The following is a 15,092-nucleotide window of genomic DNA, read 5'->3' as shown; positions in this document are numbered from 1 at the left end:
AATGTCTAAAGTTAAAAAAAATGACGAGGCTTTAAGTGAAGTTTTAGTTGATGTAAATAGAGTTACAAAAGTAGTAAAAGGCGGTAGAAGCTTTGCTTTTTCTGCTTATGTAGTGGTCGGTGATAAAGCCGGCAGAGTCGGAGCGGGACACGGAAAAGCTAAAGAAGTCAATGAAGCTCGAGGAAAGGCAAAACAAGCCGCTAAAAAGAGAATGATGAAAGTACCGTTATATCAAAATAGGACTATTCACCATGACGTTGTCGGTAAAAGTGGAGCTGCTAAAGTGATTTTAAGAAGAGCTAAAGCAGGTACAGGCGTTATAGCCGGAGGATCTATGAGAGCAATTTTTGACTCTTTAGGCATTCATGATATTGTTGCTAAATCAATAGGTTCAACGAATGTTTACGCAATGATTTCTGCAACATTTGATGCATTAAATAAACTTGCGTCACCAAAATCTATTGCTATGAGAAGAGATAAAAAAGTAAATGAAATATCTGTAAAATCTGCTGACATTCAAGTTAATTAATAATGTTGCATAAGTAAGGTGAAGTTATGAATAATAAGATCAATAATATAAAAATTACTCAAGTTCACAGTGCTATAGGTCGTAAGTATGATCAAAGGTTGATATTAGTTGGGCTTGGTTTAAACAAAATTAATAAGAGCGTTATTCTTGCAAATACTAATTCAATCAAAGGGATGGTTAAAAAAGTAAAGCATTTGTTAAAAATAGAAAATATGTAATGAGAGTTTTTAAATGAAATTAAATGAATTATATAATAATATAGGTGCTAAAAAAAATAAGAAAAGAATAGCACGCGGTATTGGTAGTGGTAAAGGAAAAACCGGTGGTAGAGGAATTAAAGGTCAAAAATCTAGATCCGGCGTTGCAATAAAAGGTTTTGAAGGTGGTCAAACACCTATGATCAAAAGACTACCTAAAAGAGGGTTTAATTGTATTTCAACTAAAAAATACAATATAATAAATATTTATAATATTGAAGAAGCATTAGCCGATGGGCGTTTAAGTGCTGATGATAATATTACGAAAGAAAAATTGGTAGAAGCCAGAGTAGTTAATAATAAACATAATAAGAAATTAGTGAAATTATTATCTATTTGTAGTGATGATTTCGCTGCTCCTCTATCATTAAAATTAGATGCTTATTCTTCTAAAGCTAAGGATTTAATCAAGAAAGCAGGTGGAAAATTATTATAGTATATGGGGCAGAATTTTTCTAAAAAATCCGGTAATGATTTAGTTAGTCGCATTGTTTTTACTATTCTCATTCTTATAGTATGTAGATTTGGGTCTTTTATACCTATACCTGGTATAGATTCAATTGCTTTAAGTAGTGTGGCTGCAAAGAATCAATCTGGAATACTCGGAATGTTTAATATGCTATCCGGAGGATCGCTAGGTAGAATGTCCATTTTTGCTTTAGCAATTATGCCGTATATTACTGCCTCAATTATTATCCAATTAATGTCAGTTGCATATAAACCTTTGGAAAATTTAAAAAAAGAAGGGGAAGTCGGCAAAAGAAAAGTAAATCAGCTATCGAGATATTTAACGGTTCTACTTGCTTCTTTTCAGGCTTATGGAGTTGCTATAAGTTTAGAGTCGATTGTAACAAATACTGGTCCTGTAGTAATCTTAGCAGGTTTTTTCTTTAGAGTTACAACCGTAATTACTTTAGTTGTAGGCACGATGCTATTAATGTGGTTAGGCGAACAAATTACACAGCGCGGAATAGGTAATGGTACGTCTTTAATTATATTTATAGGTATAATTTCAGGAGTACCTAGTGCTATTATTAGTATGTTTGAATTATCAAGAAAAGGAGCATTATCGCCTTTAATAGCGATAGCTGTTTGTATTGGAGTAGTTGTATTAATAGCTATAATTATATTTTTTGAAAGAGCCCAAAGAAAATTATTGGTGCAGTATCCTAAACGACAAGTAGGAAATAAAATTTATGGAGGCGAAGCAACCCATATGCCTCTCAAGTTAAATACTTCTGGTGTAATACCTCCAATATTTGCTAGTTCAATTTTACTATTTCCTGCTACGCTTGCTAATTTTTCTAATAGTAATTCAGAAACTATGGGCATGCTTACTTATTACTTAGGGCATGGAAAACCTGTATATATTTTATTATATGTAGCATTAATTATGTTTTTTAGTTTTTTTTATACTGCAATAGTATTTAATTCTGAAGAAACTGCTAATAATTTAAGAAAATACGGTGCTTATATTCCAGGTAAAAGACCAGGAAAAAATACGTCTGATTATTTTGATTATATACTTACAAGGCTTACGGTTATAGGTGGGATATATTTAAGTGTAATATGTGTAATTCCGGAGCTATTAATGAATAAATATGTAATCTCTCTTTCTTTAGGAGGTACGAGTTTTTTAATTGTAGTGAACGTGGTACTTGATACTATGACTCAGATTCAAACTTACTTATTTAGTAGTAAGTATGAAGGTTTAATGAAGAAAATAAAATTAAAAAATTAAAAATGAGCTTAAATAGTGATAGTAATTTTTTTAGGTCCTCCAGGAGCAGGAAAGGGCACACAAGGAAAAAAGATAGCTAAAAAAATTGATTTACCACATATAGCAATTGGTGATATATTTAGAACAATTATTAAAACATCAACTAGTGAAGCAGAGTTAATTAATAATTATGTTAGGCAAGGGGAGCTTATCCCTAATGAAATAGTTAATCAAGTAATCAAAAATTTTTTATTATCCTTTGAATATAAAAACGGCTACATATTAGATGGATATCCGCGTAATTTAGAGCAAGCGAAATTTTTTGAATCATTTATTAAAGAAAAAATTAAAATAATATATTTTGATGTTTCAGGTGAATTATTAATTAGAAGAATTTTAGGAAGATATAGTTGTAAAAATTGCGGTAAAATATATAATAGGTACTTCTTGCAGCCTAAAACTGATAATGTGTGTGATGTTTGCGGTTCAAGTACATTTGATTATAGAAAAGACGATAATGAAGAAGTAATAAAAAAAAGAATTGAAGTATATAAAACAGAAACATATCCGTTAATAGATTATTATAAAAATAGTGGTAATTTTTATATAGTTAATGGAAGTAAAAATGAACAAGAAATAGAAATTGATATACAGAAAATACTAAAAATAAATTGACTTTATCAAAGATTTTTATATTATTTTTTAGTTACCAGTAAAATGTTGGAGATTATTTGTGGCAAGAATTGCAAGTGTTAATATTCCTGATAATAAACGTTTAGTTGTGAGTTTAACTTACATTTACGGTCTCGGGCCTACTATGGCAGCAGAGATCTGTAATAAAGCAAAAATATCGCAAGATAAAAAAGTGAAAGAACTGACAGACCAAGAGTTAATAGGCTTACGTAATATTATTGAAAGTGAGTATAAAGTTGAGGGTGATTTAAGACGAGAAGTTACGCTTAATATTAAGAAAAAGAAAGATATAAGATGTTATCAAGGACTGAGACATATACGTAAGTTGCCGGTGAGAGGACAGAACACGCATTCTAATGCTCGAACTAGAAAAGGTAAAGCTATTGCGATAGCCGGAAAGAAAAAAGCTGTAAAATAATAGTTTAAGTATAGAGTATAAATAATGAATCAGACGGTTAAAGTTAAGAAAAAGAAAAAAACTATCACTCTTGGTGTTGTGCATATCCGAGCATCATTTAATAATACTATAGTAACATTTACTGATATCCAAGGTAATACTATTTCTTCTGCATCGGCAGGAGGTAATGGGTTTAAAGGGGCAAGAAAAGCAACACCTTATGCAGCTCAAGTAACAATTGATAGAGCATCGGAAAAAGCAAAAGAATATGGTCTAAAAACTATTTCTATTAGGATTGGAGGACCGGGGGCTCAGCGTGAATCAGCAATGAGAGCTTTATTCGGACAAAATTTTGTGGTTACATCAATTTTAGATGTATCGTCAATTGCTCATAATGGAGTAAGACCGCCAAAAAGAAGAAGAGTATAAGAGAATCATAGGTATTAAATGTTATCGTTAAGTAAAAATTGGAATACTTTAATAAAGCCGAATAAAGTTGCTTATGAAAATTTTCCAGAAACCAATAATAAAGCTAAAATTGTAGTTGAACCTTTAGAAAGAGGTTTTGGTTTAACACTCGGTAATGCTATGAGAAGAGTATTACTTTCTTCTTTACAAGGAGCAGCTATCACGTCTATAAAGATCCCTGCTATAGAACATGAATTTTCTTCTATACCCGGTGTAAAAGAAGATGTATCAGAAGTGATTTTAAACATTAAAGGTATTGAAGTAAAAATGCATGTTGCAGAAAAACGTATCATGAAATTAAAAGCAACAGGACCTTGTGTTGTAACGGCCGGTATGATTGAGACAGGTCATGATGTAGAAATACTGAATCCGGATCATGTAATTTGTGATCTAGCTAAGGACAAGCAGCTTGAAATGGAATTAACTTGCAAGGTTGGTAAAGGATATGTACTTAGCACAAATAGTTATGAGGATAATTTACCTATTGGTGAAATAGCTATAGATGCTTTATTTAATCCGGTAAAGAGTGTTACTTATAAGGTAGAAAATACTAGGGTAGGTCAGGTTACCGATTATGATAAATTAATTATGTTTGTAGAAACTAACGGTGATGTATTACCTGAAATGGCTGTAGGTTTAGCTGCACGTATTTTACAGGAGCAATTACAATTATTTATTTCTTTTGAAGAACAGGAAGAAGATAAGCAAGTTAAAACTGATGCTTTACCATTTTCACCTTATTTACTTAAGAGAGTTGATGAATTGGAATTATCGGTTAGATCGGCAAATTGTTTGAAAAATGATAATATAATATATATAGGGGATCTAGTAAAAAGAACGGAATCCGATATGCTAAGAACTCCAAATTTCGGTAGAAAATCTTTAAATGAGATTAAAGAAATATTGGCAAAATTTAATTTAAGATTCGGTATGGATGTACCGGATTGGCCACCGGAAAATATGCAGGAATTATCTAAACGTTATGAAGATTCTTATAATTAAGGACTAAAAAATGCGACATAAAATTAAAGGCAGAAAGTTAAATGTAACAAGTAGTCATCGGCAAGCAATGCTCGCTAATATGGCTGTAGCACTTGTAACCCATGAACAAATTAAAACTACTTTACCAAAAGCTAAGGAATTAAGACCTTATATTGAAACTTTAATTACTAAAGCTAAAAAAGCTGATTTAATGGTAAGAAGAAGCGTTTTATCAAAAATAAAAGATAAAACAGCAGTAGAAAAGCTTATAAATATTTTAGGTACCAGATATAAAGATAGACCTGGCGGTTATACTAGAATAATAAAAGCCGGATTCCGTTATGGTGATTTAGCACCGATAGCATATATTGAATTTGTAGATAGAGATATTAATGCTAAAGGAAATATACAGCAAGATGCTAATAAAGAAATTAAAAATTAAAATATAAGGGACTCGGTGATGGCTAATCATTCTTCAGCAAAAAAAGCTGCTAGACAAACAGTAAAAAGAACTCTAATCAATAAAAAACGATCTAGTGCAATAAAAACTTTTATAAAGAAAGTTGTACATGAAATCAGTCTTGGTAATAAAGAAAATGCTAACATAGCTTTATCTGTTGCTCAGTCTAAGATAATGCACGGTGTGAAAAAAAATATAATTAAATTAAATACCGCCTCAAGAAAAATCAGCAGATTATCAAGGCAAATAAAAAGTTTGAAAGTAAATAACACTTTATAGTAATTTAAAAGCAAAAACTAATAAAATTTTGCTAAATTATTTATATACTTCTTATGGATTATAAATGATGTTATTTTACTAATTAATAAAAAATATGGGCGATTAGCTCAGCTGGTAGAGTATCTCGTTTACACCGAGAGTGTCGGCGGTTCGAGTCCGTCATCGCCCACCAATCAAAAGTTTTTAGTATTTCAACGATCAAACAATGAATGAAGCTTAAACTCAAGTTTTTCAGTTTTAAATGTTACAATAGTTAAACCTATCAAGAAAAACAATATCTTTGTGAAATGGCATTTCTAACTAAGTATATATTAGTTAATAATTTAATGCCATTGATAGAAAATTACAAAGTAATTGACCAAATAATCCAGTATAAAAATACTAAATTTAGCATTTTTTAGTACTTTTTCTAAATATAGTTATAGTTTTTTATTGTGTAAATCAGGAAATACGTTCAGTTTCATACAATAGACCTCTTCAGAAATTCTACTTCTAGAGGTAATTTGTACGTCGATCCTTACCACTCATCCTCACATACTAGTATGTATGCTTCGGTTCAAAGTGAAGTGTCTCTTTCAAATTCCTCTCTAAATCCTTATTTCTGAAGAAGTCTAATAAAGTTTACGTTAATTCGTTGACAAGAAGAAAACGAGAAGAGATTGATATAGCTAGGGTTAAATAAAAATGGTATGCTATTAATTTGTCATCCCGTGGCTTGACCACGGCATCCAAAACTTTTTAAGGTTTTCTGGATACCGGGAATAAGTCCCGGTATGACAATTTATATCTTTTTTATCTTGCTTTAGCCATAGTTACGTATTAATATTATACATTACTTGGCTGATTGTTTTTGGAACCTGCGGTCAAGCAAACTAGAATGATATGGGTGGAATCGATCTGCGTAATAATGCTATATCGTGGTCAACAAGCTATGGTATGACACTGAATAAATTTCCTGATCCATACGAGTTTTTAGAATCTTTCATATACAGCATAATTCATAAAGCTTGATACAAGCGAATTTTGTACTATCGCCTTTACTCACATATTAATATACGCCTAGCTCGCTCGCCTTGAAATTTATCTTGTCGGAACCTTTCTGAATTCTACTGTAATTCTTTGCTGCATTATTTATTACTTTTGTCGTTATTTTTACTAGATTTTCAAAAAAAATAGCACAGTATAAATTGTACGGAAGTTAAAGCAGCTAATAAAGTAAAATGATAGTTGTTTAAATACAATGTAACCAAAAGCTATTAATCTATTTAAAGTTAAAAAATTATTTATTATTACAATTTTAACTTAATAAAAAATAACTTTTATGGAAGATATAGGCTCTGGGAAAAAAGTTTGAAATATACGTTTACGCTAAAAAATTACTTGATAAACTCGAAAATTTACACACTAAAGTAAAAAATCCTATTGATATAGAGGAGGTTAAAAAAGGCATTTACTACGCTCGTAAATATCACGGTTCTCAAATATGTCAATCAGGTGATCCTTATTACTCCCATCCGATTGAGGTGACGATTATGATTGCAGCGTTTGTAGCTGAAGAAGTTCCTAAGCTTTTTACGACCATAATGCTACAAGCTGCGTTACTTCATGATACTATTGAGGATACAGAATTAACTGAAGAAATGATTAACGGCATTTTTGGAGCAGGAGGTAGCAAAACATGTAGAAGACCTAACTCGAATTAAACCTTACGGGAAAATTACTGCTGAAGAAAGCTTAAATCTATTAATTAAACAGCAAAGATATAATACGGCACTTATAAAATTTTTTGATAGAGTCCATAATATACAGACTTTAGGAGCTAAATCACCTGAGAAAATATGCATTAAGGATTGTGATAAAGCAAATAACCAAAATATTAATAACTTAAATTTTATAAGAATTAATGGATATATTTTATAGCATAGATAAGTTAATATTATATATGAACCTAAATTTACTATTGAGACAATAAAATTATTATGTATGATCTGTTCACTGGTATAACCAAAGGTATTTTTTAATATATTACTACAATGTGAGTAGGTAAAATAAAATGATACCAGGCCATGCAACATTCAATTAAAAAATAAGCCAAACAGGTTTTTTTATTGACCTTTTCTTGTAGCCGAAAATGGTTTTTTAATTTTTTAATATTTATATCTCCTTTTTCAATAGCATCAGCTAAGCTTTCTTGAAGTTGGTGTTTTGCATCTGCAAATACAGGAGTTTCCTATAAAGTAGTTCGTGCAGTTAGTCCAATCACGGCAATAACTGCTCCCATCCAAAAGGCTATACGCCAACTAAAACTATAGCTGGTAACTATAGATACTATACCGAGTGCTGCAACGCCTCCTACAGTAGATGCTGTGACAATCATAGCCACGCTTGAATATTGAGTAGGAGGTTTTGTGATTTCGGTTAAGTAAATTTGAGCCCCCATAATCTCGCCCATTGATTAGATCCCTTGAGCAACTCTACATAATGTTATAACTATAGGTAGCAGCTATACCTATTTCTGAGTAAGGAGCAAGAGTCGCTGTAATAGTAATTGCCATAATAGCTGTGGTGATAATAACAGTTACTTTTCTGCCTATATTGTCACTAATCCAACCAAATATTAATAGCCCCCTACCGGTCTAAAAACGCAAGTAGAACAAAACGCAAAAGCATTAAGAAGTGAATTAACAAAAGGATCATACTTAGGAAAAAATAAATCATTTAAAAGTATTACCATATGCACGTAAAGCATTAGGTTACAATACTCAAGAAATATACCAATAGAAAATAGTCCTATTGCTTCTTTTTGCTTATGTGTTAAGCTTCTTTGTTCTTTCTCATAGCCGAGTATAATTTCTTTACAAAAGTTCAATTGTAAAGAAAAATTATACTGTTTTATATAAAAGTCAATAGGAAATTTTGCTAAGAAGTCTATTGATGATTTCCTATTTTACCTTATTAACCCTAAATCTTTTTTTCAATTCTTTTTATATAATTATTTGGCGTACCTGTATTTTTATTAGAAATAGTATTATTAATTAATTGTTTCCAAATTCTATTTACTATATTTTCTGTGCCGCTTAGTTCTAATTTCTTTTTTTACTGTATCGTTTTGTATTCCTTATGATCGTTAGTATTTGTATTTTCAACTGTTTTTGTTAACACGCTTTTATGAGTAGTTATTTGTTTCGGTTGTTTATAAAAAGGACTATGTGCCCTATCTATATCTTTTAGTATATCTACTATTATATTTTGTGATGTTATTGCTGCACTAAGCTGATTAAATCGCTGTTGTTTTTCTTGATCGGTAAATCTAAAGTAATTCTTATCTTGTAGTAATGCGTTTAATGCTACAGTTTGAATAGTGTGTTTATATCCTATCTCTGCTAATGCTTGTATATTTTTATAATTACCTATATCTGCTTTTTGTGTTTCTTGATTAATATTATGGTTTAGCTCCTTAATTAACTTTATCCTATCTTGGATCTGATTGACGAATCTTTAGAACCGTTTAATGATTGTAATCCTATATTTATTGATGAAATTATTTGTGCTACATTATTACCGACTATAGAGGCTGATATCCCCGCCACGTTTACTATATTATTTATTACATTTGTTATAACCGATGCTATAAATAATGATTTAGTACCTTTATTACTTTTGTCTTTCGTTTGTTGCTGCTCATTATGTATATATAAATCATCTTTTAAAATATCTTTTAACTTTGGATCAATTTTTAGAAGAGCTTGTTGTTTACTCAAATCATCACGATGTTTTTCTAATAATTTATTTTCTTGTGTAAGAAGACGTATCTTGCGAGTATGTACTACTCTATTATGGCTTTACCTACTATAGATGTTACCATGGCAGCAGCTGATACAAACATAAATGGAGCTGTGGCAGGTGCTATAGTTGCCAGCATAATACTACTTGCTATTAATCCAAGTACGCTAGCTGTGGTTTTATTAAAAAGAATCTTTCCTGTTACGTTGCTTCTTTTCTTTATATTACCCCATTTTGAGGTCTTAATACTATTTATAATACTGGATGTTCTTGAGTGATTTTGTGTTTTATACTCACTTTTATAAATTAGTATTGGGGTGTTGTTCATGGGTTGTTAAGGTGTGTGTGCCTCTACTCATTAATTGCTGTATCCGTTCTTGCTCTATTATATATAAATCATCTTTACTTTTTACTGTTTCTTGAGAAATTATACGTTCCAAGTTACGCCTTTGTATAACTTCTATATCATCCATACTTCTAAATATTGGAGGCTGCTTTTTAGGTACTGTGTCTATATTATTGGATGATGCCTTTACAATATCTAAATCCTTTTCTAGTGAGTGTGGCATATTTCTTTTCTTTTTTATAGATCTTGCCATTCTATTCGCTCCATTTGTATGCCTTTAATCTGTTTTAGGGTAGATTATAGATAATTATTAAAATTTGTTAATAGTTATCTATAATTAAATTACTTAAAATGCAAATTTAAGGTAAATCTTTATCATGAATGAGTGTTAATAGAGGAAAGAGAGATAAATAATAACATAAACTAACTAAAAGTGATTGTATTATTAAAAAATTCATATATTAATTAAAATACAAAGTTATTTATTAATCATTATGTCAAATACACCTAAGTTAGAAAATCACTATAATAAATTGTTACAAGATATTATGCTTAAAACATTAGAGCAGAATCAAATTGTAGAATAATAGGAATTACTATAATCAACAATCCTAAATTATTAAAACGTTCTGTTAAATAAACAAGCCCAAAAGAACTAATTACATACATAGCTCTTGAATAAGCATATATAAAGCTAGCATAGGTAAATTGTTTTACAACCGGAAAACTTTTGTAAAATATTGGCATTGCCGGGGATTCATTTGGAGAAAAAGTCACTACAATTAGTGGAATTAAGAGAATTTGCTAACCTTGCGTTATATTATCTAATATTAATGGACTAGATAGAAGAAAAGTTAAAAATATTACTAATTGCATTTATAGCATAAACACGTAAGTGCTAGTGCTACAAAAAATTCTACTATAGAAATTTGTATTAAAAAATAATAAATTGCAGTCTTCTTATTAACTTTTTCCTGCCATACAGGATTATTTGTTATCTTTGCTACATCAATTATATTACTATCTTTTATCGTTTCGTGTATTCTACACTTAGCATCAACAAAATCCGGTGTTTCTCGCAAAGTAGTCCTAGCAGCACTACCTATTAATGCAATTCCTGTACCTACCCAAAATGCGATACGCTAATTAAAGTCATAGGATGTAACTCAGGTTTCTACGCCAAGGGCCACAGTTAATCCTAAGCTAGCCCACACCCCTACAAATGCTATGGCAGGAAAGCGTTCAAGAACTCCAACAGATTCCGTTAAATATAATGCTGCTCCTACTCTTGCTCCCATGGATGACATACCTTGCACTATACGGCATATTGTTACTATGCAGGCGGCACTAGCACCTACTTAGGCATAAGTAGGAAGATTAACCACAACGATGCAAGAAAATGACATTAAAATAGTGGTAATAATGACTGTGGATTTCCGACCTATATTATCAGCCAAATAATAAAGCTCCTAAGGGTCTAAAAATAAAAGTAGAACAAAAAGAAAAAACTGCAAGAAGTCGATTAACGTGAGTATCATATTGCGGAAAGAAAAGCTCATCAATTAGTGCCATATGAACATATAGCATAAGATCAAAATATTCTCAAAAAGTACCTATAGATAGTAAGCCTATGCCTATAGCCCCTTTTTGTTCTCTGTTTAAACTTTTTTGTTTTTTTTCGTATCCCAACACAATTTTTTCTAAAAAGTTAATTTATAGAAAGGTTATATTGAGAAGATTTCAAGTCTATAAATTCAAGGCAAAAGTTACAATGTTTTATGATGATACTTATTTAAAACTTCTTTGACTAATGAAGTTGTTATTTTTCTTTTGGAAATTAAAGCAAAATAGTTAATATTGTCTAATATTTCTATAATTTTCGAATATTCCCTAGGCAAATTTACTAAAAGAAAATCTATTATTTGTCGGGATATTGTTACCGAAGCAATAGCAAAATGCTTAAATATTAGAATTTTGATTAATTCATCGTCAGGTGAGTTTAATAGAATACTAAGTACTGATTTAATACGTGAAGATAAATCGGGTAAAGTAAAATTTCTGCTTTTATCAGATGCGGTAAGTAAAAGATATTTTTGTTTTTCGTTAATAATATTAAATATATGAAGTAATGCTGGCTCTTGCCAGTTTTCAATATCTTCAATGATGAAAGCATTATATTTTTCTGAAATTTCTTCATTAAAAAAAATATCTTTAATAATATAGGCATTGCTTAAATGTTGCCATATTTTGGTTAAATAAGTTTTGCCTGACGAAGAAGGGCCTTTAATTAATAAAGTAAATTTATAAGGGTTAACGCCAAAGCCGCACTGCCAATTTTTTATAATATTATAAGCTTGATCGTTAGAACTAGAAACAATAAATTCATCAGGATGATATTTACTAGAAGTAGTAAAACGAAATATATATTGCTGCACTGTTATAAAAATTTTTTAGTCATCTACTCGATAGAATTTGCTAGATTTATAAAATTTAATTAGATTCAAAAGTAAAATTTTTGTAATCCCTGCAATCGGTATAGCAAAAAATATTCCAATAATTCCAAATAAACTGCCGCAGGCAAAAATTGAGAATATAATCCAAAGAGGATGTAACCCTATTTTATCACCGATAATTTTAGGGGTGAAAATATAAGACTCGCAAATATTTCCAACTAGATAAATTATCATTATATATAGTAATTTAGTAGTTACACCAAAAGTTAAATAGCCGATAATTAGAGTTAAAAGAAATGATATAAAAGTACCAAGGAAAGGAATAATAACTAAAAATCCTGTTAAAATGCCAAGTAAAAGAGCGAGATCAATACCTATTACGGTAAATGCAATACTATAATAAGTAGATAATAATAAGCAAATATTTAGCTGTCCTCTTATGTAAGCAGATAACAGATTATTAATTGCCGATAATATTTCAAGGATTTTCGGTCGGGTTTTTATAGGTAATAATGATTTCATGTTTGCAATAATTTTAGCCCAATCACGTAGGAAATAGAATAATATTATAGGTATCAGTAACAATAAAACAAATATGTTAATAGTTATAATAGTATAACGCCAAAAATTATTAGCAATACTGCCAAGTATAGTAAATATACTATTTATAAAATTGCTTAAAGAATTCTTGATTTTATCAGCAATATCAGGTTCTATCGAATAAATTTTTACCATTATAGGCGGTAATATTTCTGTCTGTAAATAATTGTTATATTTTGGAATATTATTTATAAAAGTAAAAATTTGTCCATAAATTATCGGCACTAAAATAGTTAAGCTTAAGAAAAATATGCTCAAAAATATCAGATAAATTATGCTTGATGCAAATTTATTTGATATTTTAAATTTTGATGCGATAAAACCTATAGCAGGTTGTAGTAAGTAAGATATTATAAATGCGATAAAAAATGGTTTTATTGCGTCTGAAATTAGCATAAAACCGCTGATAAAAAGCCCTAAAAAAACTAGCCAAAATATAACGGTTCTATTCATTATTATTTTCCTCATTTTCTATACGAAGATCAACTGCAAAAAGAGCTAGGAGTTCACAAGGCGAAGATCACAGCGTATACACTTAATACGTGTCTTGTAAAACGACGACGCCAATTTTTGAAAAGTTGATCGAGCATTAAGGTTTTTTAACTACTTGTACGGTAGCAGGACGAAGTAGTCTATCTCTAATTTTATATCCTGATTGCATTAAAGTAATAATACTATTCGGTGCATGATCAGGATGTTCTATCTGTGCAATTGCATTATGTAAATTATAGTCGAACATTGATCCTATTTCCGGCTTTATTTCTTCAATATGATGTTTATGAAAGACTTTGTCTAGCTCGTCTTTAGTCATCTGAACGCCTGCAATAATATTTGTGACTTCTACATCAGAATTTGCCGGTTTATGTGCTAATGCTCTTGAAAGATTATCACTAATATTTAGTAGTTCTTTAGCAAATGTAGCAATTGCATAATCTTTTGCTTCGTCACGTGCTTTTTCTAAACGCTTTCTTGTATTGTCTATTTCAGCAGTAGTTCTTATTAGCTTATCTTTTAGTTCTTCAATCTCGGCTTTTAACGCTGTTACCTCCGGATTTGCTGTTTCAACTATCTCTTCAGCAATATCATTTATTGTTTGTTCATTATTTTCTATATTATCGTCTATCATATTATTTACTTTATATTTATTTCTTTTTTGAGGTATATATAGATATAATAAAAATTTTTTCAATGGTATACTCGTTTAATTTGAAAAATTGGTGTCGTTGTTGCGTATTTTTTTATCCTCACGTACTAGTATGTATGCTGCGGTCAAAAAATATGAAACTCCTTACTCTTTTCCAAATTAAACTTTACTATTTATTTTTACTTATGGAGTACAAATTGTATTATGAGACAGTCAGGAAGAAAAAGTAACCAATTACGTCCTATTTCATTAGAATTATCCCCGCTTATTAATGCGGAAGGTTCATGTCTTATTAAAATCGGTAATACACATGTCATGTGTAGTGCTACTTGTGAAACTACCGTACCGCCATTCTTGAGGGGACAAAATCAAGGCTGGATTACTGCCGAGTACGGTATGCTTCCCGGTTCTACATCACAGCGTATGAAAAGAGAAGCGGCACTTGGGCAACAAGGCGGAAGAACGCAAGAGATACAGCGTTTAATAGGTAGGGCAATGCGATGTGTAATTGATGTGAGGAAACTCGGCGAGAGGCAAATTATCATAGATTGTGATGTTATTAATGCTGACGGCGGTACTAGAACTGCAGCAATAACAGGGAGCTACGTAGCATTGCACCTAGCTATTAGGTCCTTGATGAAAAAGAGAGTTTTAAAGGTGAACCCGTTAATTAGTCAAATTGCAGCTATTTCTTGCGGTATATATAAAGGTGAGGTGATACTAGATTTGGATTATTTAGAAGATAGTGATGCGGACGTGGATAGTAATTTTGTGTTTGCAGGTAACGGTAATTTAATCGAAGTACAAGGCACAGCAGAGAAAAATCCTTTTTCCGAAGAGCAGTTTTTAGCAATGTTAAAACTTGCTAAAGGCGGAGCTGCGGAATTATTTAAACTACAAAATCAGGTACTGTTTGGGTCTTAGAAAGTTGCTAAGTGGATAAGTGTTCCCGTCATTGCAAAAAATGCTAATTTATAGCATT

Annotated in this window: 22 protein-coding genes, 1 tRNA gene and 1 pseudogene; 14 read left to right on the top strand and 10 right to left on the bottom strand. The window is 30.7% G+C overall.

What is annotated here, in order from left to right; all coding sequences use genetic code 11:
* The first annotated feature begins 1 nt into the window (after position 1).
* From rpsE to ACHBLB_RS00350, 12 genes and pseudogenes are all read left to right on the top strand, one after another.
* Complete coding sequence (gene rpsE, locus ACHBLB_RS00405) at positions 2-529, top strand: 30S ribosomal protein S5 (RefSeq protein WP_475841827.1); 528 nt, start codon at positions 2-4, stop codon at positions 527-529.
* A gap of 26 nt (positions 530-555) precedes the next feature.
* A complete protein-coding gene (gene rpmD, locus ACHBLB_RS00400; protein WP_012151139.1) occupies positions 556-747 on the top strand; it encodes a 50S ribosomal protein L30 in 192 nt (63 codons plus the stop codon).
* Positions 748-760: 13 nt separating this feature from the next.
* Entirely contained in the window at positions 761-1,222 is a 462-nt protein-coding gene (rplO, locus tag ACHBLB_RS00395; RefSeq protein ID WP_475841825.1) for a 50S ribosomal protein L15, read from the top strand.
* Between the two features lie 3 nt (positions 1,223-1,225).
* On the top strand, positions 1,226-2,527 hold the full coding sequence (secY, locus tag ACHBLB_RS00390) for a preprotein translocase subunit SecY (protein ID WP_475841823.1): 1,302 nt from the start codon (positions 1,226-1,228) through the stop codon (positions 2,525-2,527).
* A gap of 15 nt (positions 2,528-2,542) precedes the next feature.
* Positions 2,543-3,181, top strand: a complete 639-nt coding sequence (locus ACHBLB_RS00385) for an adenylate kinase (protein ID WP_475841821.1) — start codon at positions 2,543-2,545, stop codon at positions 3,179-3,181.
* Between the two features lie 58 nt (positions 3,182-3,239).
* The gene (rpsM, locus tag ACHBLB_RS00380) at positions 3,240-3,617 is read left to right on the top strand and encodes a 30S ribosomal protein S13 (RefSeq protein ID WP_475841819.1); all 378 of its coding nucleotides are present in this window, start codon (positions 3,240-3,242) and stop codon (positions 3,615-3,617) included.
* A gap of 24 nt (positions 3,618-3,641) precedes the next feature.
* Complete coding sequence (gene rpsK / locus ACHBLB_RS00375; RefSeq protein ID WP_008580920.1) at positions 3,642-4,025, top strand: 30S ribosomal protein S11; 384 nt, start codon at positions 3,642-3,644, stop codon at positions 4,023-4,025.
* 18 nt (positions 4,026-4,043) lie between these two features.
* Positions 4,044-5,066, top strand: a complete 1,023-nt coding sequence (locus ACHBLB_RS00370) for a DNA-directed RNA polymerase subunit alpha (protein WP_475841817.1) — start codon at positions 4,044-4,046, stop codon at positions 5,064-5,066.
* Between the two features lie 10 nt (positions 5,067-5,076).
* A complete protein-coding gene (rplQ, locus tag ACHBLB_RS00365) occupies positions 5,077-5,487 on the top strand; it encodes a 50S ribosomal protein L17 (protein ID WP_475841815.1) in 411 nt (136 codons plus the stop codon).
* An 18-nt stretch (positions 5,488-5,505) separates the two neighbouring features.
* Entirely contained in the window at positions 5,506-5,784 is a 279-nt protein-coding gene (gene rpsT, locus ACHBLB_RS00360) for a 30S ribosomal protein S20 (protein ID WP_475841813.1), read from the top strand.
* A 96-nt stretch (positions 5,785-5,880) separates the two neighbouring features.
* Positions 5,881-5,956 (top strand) — tRNA-Val (locus tag ACHBLB_RS00355).
* Between the two features lie 1,149 nt (positions 5,957-7,105).
* Positions 7,106-7,704: pseudogene (locus ACHBLB_RS00350) on the top strand (HD domain-containing protein).
* Between the two features lie 310 nt (positions 7,705-8,014).
* Here ACHBLB_RS00350 and ACHBLB_RS00345 read toward each other — a convergent pair.
* The 3 genes from ACHBLB_RS00345 to ACHBLB_RS00335 all read right to left on the bottom strand — a co-directional run bounded on the left by ACHBLB_RS00345 (position 8,015) and on the right by ACHBLB_RS00335 (position 9,545).
* The gene (locus ACHBLB_RS00345) at positions 8,015-8,236 is read right to left on the bottom strand and encodes an MFS transporter (protein WP_475841811.1); all 222 of its coding nucleotides are present in this window, start codon (positions 8,234-8,236) and stop codon (positions 8,015-8,017) included.
* Between the two features lie 165 nt (positions 8,237-8,401).
* Positions 8,402-8,653, bottom strand: a complete 252-nt coding sequence (locus ACHBLB_RS00340) for a hypothetical protein (protein WP_475841809.1) — start codon at positions 8,651-8,653, stop codon at positions 8,402-8,404.
* Positions 8,654-9,251: 598 nt separating this feature from the next.
* Positions 9,252-9,545: a hypothetical protein gene (locus ACHBLB_RS00335; protein ID WP_475841807.1), complete on the bottom strand. Its 294-nt coding sequence runs from the start codon at positions 9,543-9,545 to the stop codon at positions 9,252-9,254.
* A 75-nt stretch (positions 9,546-9,620) separates the two neighbouring features.
* On the opposite strand from ACHBLB_RS00335, the gene ACHBLB_RS00330 reads away from it, so the two are divergent.
* Positions 9,621-9,845: a hypothetical protein gene (locus ACHBLB_RS00330; protein WP_475841804.1), complete on the top strand. Its 225-nt coding sequence runs from the start codon at positions 9,621-9,623 to the stop codon at positions 9,843-9,845.
* Positions 9,846-9,866: 21 nt separating this feature from the next.
* On the opposite strand, the gene ACHBLB_RS00325 is transcribed toward ACHBLB_RS00330, so the two are convergent.
* The 7 genes from ACHBLB_RS00325 to grpE all read right to left on the bottom strand — a co-directional run bounded on the left by ACHBLB_RS00325 (position 9,867) and on the right by grpE (position 14,092).
* Positions 9,867-10,166: a hypothetical protein gene (locus ACHBLB_RS00325; protein ID WP_475841802.1), complete on the bottom strand. Its 300-nt coding sequence runs from the start codon at positions 10,164-10,166 to the stop codon at positions 9,867-9,869.
* A 299-nt stretch (positions 10,167-10,465) separates the two neighbouring features.
* Positions 10,466-10,690 carry a hypothetical protein gene (locus tag ACHBLB_RS00320; RefSeq protein ID WP_475842818.1) on the bottom strand — a complete coding sequence of 75 codons (225 nt, stop codon included), beginning with the start codon at positions 10,688-10,690 and terminating at the stop codon, positions 10,466-10,468.
* An 89-nt stretch (positions 10,691-10,779) separates the two neighbouring features.
* Positions 10,780-10,995: an MFS sugar transporter gene (locus ACHBLB_RS00315; RefSeq protein WP_475841800.1), complete on the bottom strand. Its 216-nt coding sequence runs from the start codon at positions 10,993-10,995 to the stop codon at positions 10,780-10,782.
* Positions 10,996-11,079: 84 nt separating this feature from the next.
* The gene (locus ACHBLB_RS00310; protein WP_475841798.1) at positions 11,080-11,229 is read right to left on the bottom strand and encodes a proline/betaine transporter; all 150 of its coding nucleotides are present in this window, start codon (positions 11,227-11,229) and stop codon (positions 11,080-11,082) included.
* Between the two features lie 450 nt (positions 11,230-11,679).
* Positions 11,680-12,348 (bottom strand): HdaA/DnaA family protein, encoded by a 669-nt coding sequence (locus ACHBLB_RS00305; protein ID WP_475841796.1) that lies wholly within the window; start codon positions 12,346-12,348, stop codon positions 11,680-11,682.
* Positions 12,349-12,363: 15 nt separating this feature from the next.
* Positions 12,364-13,419, bottom strand: a complete 1,056-nt coding sequence (locus ACHBLB_RS00300) for an AI-2E family transporter (protein WP_475841794.1) — start codon at positions 13,417-13,419, stop codon at positions 12,364-12,366.
* 136 nt (positions 13,420-13,555) lie between these two features.
* Positions 13,556-14,092: a nucleotide exchange factor GrpE gene (gene grpE, locus ACHBLB_RS00295; protein WP_475841792.1), complete on the bottom strand. Its 537-nt coding sequence runs from the start codon at positions 14,090-14,092 to the stop codon at positions 13,556-13,558.
* 222 nt (positions 14,093-14,314) lie between these two features.
* Between grpE and rph the strand changes: the two genes are divergently transcribed.
* A complete protein-coding gene (gene rph, locus ACHBLB_RS00290) occupies positions 14,315-15,034 on the top strand; it encodes a ribonuclease PH (RefSeq protein WP_475841790.1) in 720 nt (239 codons plus the stop codon).
* Positions 15,035-15,092: the final 58 nt, after the last annotated feature.

The sequence above is a fragment of the Rickettsia lanei genome (assembly GCF_056242675.1).
The sequence above is the reverse complement of the archived record's forward strand: the minus strand, read 5'-3'. Positions and strand labels throughout refer to the sequence as shown.

Coding starts and splice junctions, on each gene's coding strand:
- rpsK (WP_008580920.1), top strand. CDS start 3,642: ATGAATCAGACGGTTAAAGTTAAGAAAAAGAAAAAAACTATCACTCTT.
- ACHBLB_RS00300 (WP_475841794.1), bottom strand. CDS start 13,419: ATGAATAGAACCGTTATATTTTGGCTAGTTTTTTTAGGGCTTTTTATC.
- rpsE (WP_475841827.1), top strand. CDS start 2: ATGTCTAAAGTTAAAAAAAATGACGAGGCTTTAAGTGAAGTTTTAGTT.
- rplO (WP_475841825.1), top strand. CDS start 761: ATGAAATTAAATGAATTATATAATAATATAGGTGCTAAAAAAAATAAG.
- secY (WP_475841823.1), top strand. CDS start 1,226: ATGGGGCAGAATTTTTCTAAAAAATCCGGTAATGATTTAGTTAGTCGC.
- rpsT (WP_475841813.1), top strand. CDS start 5,506: ATGGCTAATCATTCTTCAGCAAAAAAAGCTGCTAGACAAACAGTAAAA.
- rph (WP_475841790.1), top strand. CDS start 14,315: ATGAGACAGTCAGGAAGAAAAAGTAACCAATTACGTCCTATTTCATTA.
- ACHBLB_RS00370 (WP_475841817.1), top strand. CDS start 4,044: ATGTTATCGTTAAGTAAAAATTGGAATACTTTAATAAAGCCGAATAAA.
- rpmD (WP_012151139.1), top strand. CDS start 556: ATGAATAATAAGATCAATAATATAAAAATTACTCAAGTTCACAGTGCT.
- ACHBLB_RS00325 (WP_475841802.1), bottom strand. CDS start 10,166: ATGGCAAGATCTATAAAAAAGAAAAGAAATATGCCACACTCACTAGAA.
- grpE (WP_475841792.1), bottom strand. CDS start 14,092: ATGATAGACGATAATATAGAAAATAATGAACAAACAATAAATGATATT.
- ACHBLB_RS00330 (WP_475841804.1), top strand. CDS start 9,621: ATGGCTTTACCTACTATAGATGTTACCATGGCAGCAGCTGATACAAAC.
- ACHBLB_RS00345 (WP_475841811.1), bottom strand. CDS start 8,236: ATGGGCGAGATTATGGGGGCTCAAATTTACTTAACCGAAATCACAAAA.
- rplQ (WP_475841815.1), top strand. CDS start 5,077: ATGCGACATAAAATTAAAGGCAGAAAGTTAAATGTAACAAGTAGTCAT.